We start from the raw sequence: 4,560 nt of genomic DNA on the forward strand, positions 1-4,560 counted from the left end.
GTGAGGCACCCCGGGTCGATGCGGGCACGGCGCGGCCCCCAGCGCCGACCACACCGCTCGCGTCGCCGCCGGGCGGGCCGGAGGCCTCCGGTGAGGCGTGGCCGGAACGGCTGCACGAACTCCAGCGCCAGATCGACTCGCTGACCACCGTGGTCACCTCGCTGAGCCGGGACCTGCGCGAACGCCCACCCGAGCGGTTCACCGCGCCGCACACGCAGGACCCGGAGGCCATCGCGGCGGCGAACGAGGTCCTCCTCCCCCGCCAGACCTGACAGGGGGACAGGGGTTGCCCGGCCACCCGGGCCACCCCGCGAGCCGCCCGCTCCTGCCCGCGAGTCGCCCGTTCCCCGAGCCGCCGTGGCAGGCCGCGGTCCCACTCTCCACCGAACACGGGCAACGGCCTGTGCTCGCTGCGCACGCGCGACCGCCCACAGTGCCCTTACAGCGGACCCGCTACCTTTGATCAACATCCGATGGCCGGGCGCCGCGTGACCATCGTCGTGGCGTGCCGAGCGCAGGCCCCGTCCACGCCCCGGCCACCAGCAGCCGCCGACACTCAGCGCGCACAGGAGCCGCACCCATGCCCGACCCGGTCGCCTCAACCCACCTTCCCGGGAACCGTTCGGCGGTGCCGGGGACCGCCGATCCCGTCTCCGGGACCACGGCGCCGGCCACCTCGGCCGGAGGCGACGCGACCGTGCCGGACATCTCCGCCGAGCTCTACCGCGCCGTCGTGTCGTTCGCGGACTCGCTTCCCGGACTGGTGCAGACCTCTGCGGTGATCTTCACCGAGGCGGGGGTGGTCGTGCTCGGGATACTCATGGTGCTGCGGTTCTGGCACGCACGCGCGGAGAAGGCGACGCGGATGGGACCGGCGCTGCTGGCTCCGGTGGCGACCGTGGTCGCGTACGCGGTGAGCGAGTCGGTGAAGAGCGTCCTCGAACAGGACCGGCCGTGCCGCGCGGTGCCCGGAGCGGTGTCCCCACTGGCCGACTGTCCCTCGTTCGGGGACTGGTCGTTCCCCAGCAACCACGCCACCATCGCGGGTGCGGCCGCGACCGCTGTCCTGCTCAGCCGGCGCCCGGGCCGGTCGGCCACCGGCGACGGGAGCGGGACGCGACTGTGGATCGGTCCGTTCGCCGTGTGCCTGGGTGCTCTGGTGGCCTGTTCCCGGGTGTTCGTCGGGGTGCACTACCCACACGACGTGCTCACCGGATTCCTGCTGGGCACGGCCATCGCCGCGTGCGTGCTGACGTATGCCGCGCCCACGTCCGGGGCGCTGGTTCGGCGGTGGCGGAAGCGACCGTCGGGTCACACACTCCTGGGCTCGGGACCGCCGGTGCCTGAGCCCAGTGACATTCCGGACCCGCCGCCCGCGACGAAGCACGCGGGTGGTGACGACGATGCCGTCGTCGAGGACGGCGAGAGGGATACGACCGCCGTCGGCCTGCGCGTGCCCGCCGAGCGCGACGGCGCTCCCACCGAGGTGTTGACCGCGCAACACCTGCCGGCGGCTCTGCCTCGGCATGCGGGGAGCGGTCGGAGGCGGGCGCGGGCGCACCACCAGCACGATCCCGGACCGTCGACCGAGCCGCATCCCGCGTGGGAGCGTGGACGCGGCGGAGCGCGTGGTGACGAGACGGCCACCCGGCCGTTGCCCCGCACGACGCACTGGCGGCCGGAGCACCGGACCAGACCCCCCGGCTCCCGCTGACCTCCCACCCCGGCGAGTTGCCCCTTCCTGCGCGCGAGTTGCCCTTTCGTGTCCGCGAGTTGCCCTTTCGTGTCCGCGAGTTGTCCTCTCCTGCACGCGAGTCGTCCGAACGAGCGGCGCACTCGCGCGGACGAACACGCGAATGCCCCTTCGCTCGCGCGGAGTGCGCGACGCGAAGGGGCATCTCGCCGCCCTGAAAGGGCAACTCGCGCGCCCGAAGGGGCAACTCGCGGGGGTGGGTCAGTTTTCTCGGGCGGGGTGGTCGGGGTCGGGGTCCGGGTGTGCTGGCGGCTGGCCGTCACCCGTCGACGCCGGGCCCGAGGCCGTGGGTTCCCGTAGGTCGAGCTTGTGCCGGTGCTCCAGCACCATCCGCGCCCGGGGCGGGAGCAACTCCTCCTCCGGGATGTCCCGCTTGAGGGCCTTGACCAGGCAGTACATCGTGACGAACCCGATCAGGAAGAACGGCAACCCGAGCACCGTGATCACCTGTTGGAGTGCCTGCAACGCCTCCTGGCCTGTGGCCGCGATCAGCGTCGCGGCGATGACACCCTCCAGCACGGCCCAGAACACCCGCTGCCGAGTCGGCGGATTCGCCGTGTTTCCCGAGGTCAGCATGTCGACCACGAGCGAAGCCGAGTCCGAGGACGTGGTGAAGAAGATCACCACGATCAGCACCGACAGGGCCATCACCAACTCGGTCGCCGGGAAATGCTGCAGGAACGAGAACAACGCGGCGGCCGTGTCCCCTTCCTGCACCACCGGCTCGACCAGCGAACCGGGGTCCGACCACTCGATGTTGAGCGAGGACATCCCGAAGATGCTGAACCAGATGACCGAGAACGCGACCGGTGCGCCCAGCACGCCGAGCACGAACTCCCGGACCGTGCGGCCCTTCGAGATGCGGGCGACGAAGATGCCGACGAACGGCGCCCACGTGATCGTCCAGGCCCAGTAGAAGACCGTCCAGCTACCCTGCCAGCCCCAGCCCTCCGCGGGCAGCGCGTCGTTCCAGAACGACAGCGGCACGATCATGCTCAGGTAGTTGCCCGCGCTCTCGATCACGCCCCGCAGCAGGAACACCGTCGAGCCCGCCAGCAGGATGAAGACGAGCAGCCCGACGGCCATCCAGATGTTGATGTTGGACAACCACTTGATGCCCTTGTCGAGACCCAGCACCACCGAGATCGTCGCGAGCGTGGTCACCACCGCGATGATCAAAATCTGCACGGTGCCGCTGACCTCGATACCGAACAGCTCGTTGATGCCGCTGTTGATCTGAAGCGTGCCGAGGCCGATGGAGACCGCGACACCGAACAGCGTGCCGATCACGGCGACCACGTCGACGATCTTGCCGATCGGGCCGTGAATTCGGTCGCCGAGAATCGGGTGCAGGATCGAGCTGGCGCGGAACGGCAGCCCCCGCCGGTAGGCGAAGTAGGCGAATGCCAGAGCGGGCAGAGTGAAGATCGCCCACGTGTGGAATCCGAAGTGGTACAGGGAAAACCCGATGGCCTCGTTGGCCGCGCCCTCGCTCAGCGGGGCGGTGTCGCCGTTGCCGACGGGAACCTGACGCAGTTGCTCGGCGAACTGCTGTGAACTCAGATCGGCCTCGGTGAGGGCACCGACCTGGTCGTTGACTCCGGACAGCGGCGGGTTCGCGAAGTGGTTGATCGGCTCCGCGACGCCCCAGAACATCAGGATCGTGCCGATGCCCGCCGCGAACAGCATCCCGAACCAGCTCACATTGCTGTACTCGGGGCGGTCGTCCTTGGCCCCGAGCCGCACGTGCCCGAAACGACTGAACGCGATCCAGAGCAGAAACCCGAGGAAGGCGGTGACCCCCAGGATGTAGAGCCAGCCCAGGTCCCGCTTGACCGCGTCCGACGCGGCGCTGAACGCGGAGTCCACCTCGTCGGTGAAAGCGATCGATACGACGACGAACACCAGGACCAGCAATGCCGAGCTGAAGAAGATCGCGGGGTTCGTTCGCAACCCCAGTGCGCGCTGCAGCTTCTCCAGCATGATCGTCTCCCTCCGTAATAGCTTCGGCAAGCTATCCACGGCCCGGAAGTGTGTCAACAGTCCACGGATGGCCGCTCGGGGTGTGGCTGAGACTACCCACTGCGACCACCAGCGACGACCAACCGTGGCTCGCCGTCGGCGGGGTGCCCGAACGAGACCGAATCGATGCGGGCGAATGTCCGGACAGGACCGGCTGGGTGCCGCCCTCATCGGCGTCCCGCCCCGAACGGGCCATACGCGGTAGGGTCGGCCTGATCGTCAACACGCACGTTTCGTGCCGTCGAGAATGAGGTGTGCCAGCCGTGGTCACGGGGAAGGTCGTCCGGTTCGACGAGTTCAAGGGGTACGGGTTCGTCAGTCCGGACAGCGGAGGCGAGGATGTGTTCGTCCACGTCAACGACGTGTTGTTCGACAAGACGCTGGTGGCACCAGGTGTGCGGCTCAGCTTCGACATCGAGGAGGGCGACCGGGGCCTGAAGGCCTCACACGTGCGGCTGGCCGAACGCGAGGAGCGGCCCTCGCTCCGTGCCGCCGACGGCGCCGAGGACATCGACGAGTACGAGGGGCCGGAGGCGGAGGAACCGGACATCTCCGGCGAGGCCGCCCCGGTGACGCGCAAGCAGTACCTCGACGAGGTCACGGAACTCCTGCTCGACGCCGCGCCCACCGCGACGGCGGAGGACATCGTCAGCATCCGGCGTCGCCTGGTTCGCTCGGCCGTGGACCACGGCTGGGTGACCGACTGACCCTGCCCGCCCACGTCGCCGCCCACCCCGCCGCCCGCACGGGCGGCAGGCGGGCTGAGTCAGGCCCGTGCCCGCCCG

General features: G+C 69.8%; 3 protein-coding genes and 1 pseudogene. 3 read left to right on the top strand and 1 reads right to left on the bottom strand.

Annotation, left to right across the window (positions count from 1 at the left end):
* Nucleotides 1-272: pseudogene (locus SACSA_RS22775) on the top strand (hypothetical protein); the annotation flags it as partial.
* A gap of 308 nt (nucleotides 273-580) precedes the next feature.
* Nucleotides 581-1,714 carry a phosphatase PAP2 family protein gene (locus SACSA_RS24170; RefSeq protein ID WP_019816338.1) on the top strand — a complete coding sequence of 378 codons (1,134 nt, stop codon included), beginning with the start codon at nucleotides 581-583 and terminating at the stop codon, nucleotides 1,712-1,714.
* A gap of 240 nt (nucleotides 1,715-1,954) precedes the next feature.
* Here SACSA_RS24170 and SACSA_RS0112880 read toward each other — a convergent pair whose 3' ends face one another.
* Nucleotides 1,955-3,736 carry a BCCT family transporter gene (locus SACSA_RS0112880; protein ID WP_019816339.1) on the bottom strand — a complete coding sequence of 594 codons (1,782 nt, stop codon included), beginning with the start codon at nucleotides 3,734-3,736 and terminating at the stop codon, nucleotides 1,955-1,957.
* Nucleotides 3,737-4,038: 302 nt separating this feature from the next.
* On the opposite strand from SACSA_RS0112880, the gene SACSA_RS0112885 reads away from it, so the two are divergent.
* Nucleotides 4,039-4,482 carry a cold-shock protein gene (locus SACSA_RS0112885; RefSeq protein WP_019816340.1) on the top strand — a complete coding sequence of 148 codons (444 nt, stop codon included), beginning with the start codon at nucleotides 4,039-4,041 and terminating at the stop codon, nucleotides 4,480-4,482.
* The last annotated feature ends 78 nt before the right edge of the window (nucleotides 4,483-4,560 follow it).

The organism is Saccharomonospora saliphila YIM 90502 (assembly GCF_000383795.1).
Taxonomy (GTDB): domain Bacteria; phylum Actinomycetota; class Actinomycetes; order Mycobacteriales; family Pseudonocardiaceae; genus Saccharomonospora; species Saccharomonospora saliphila.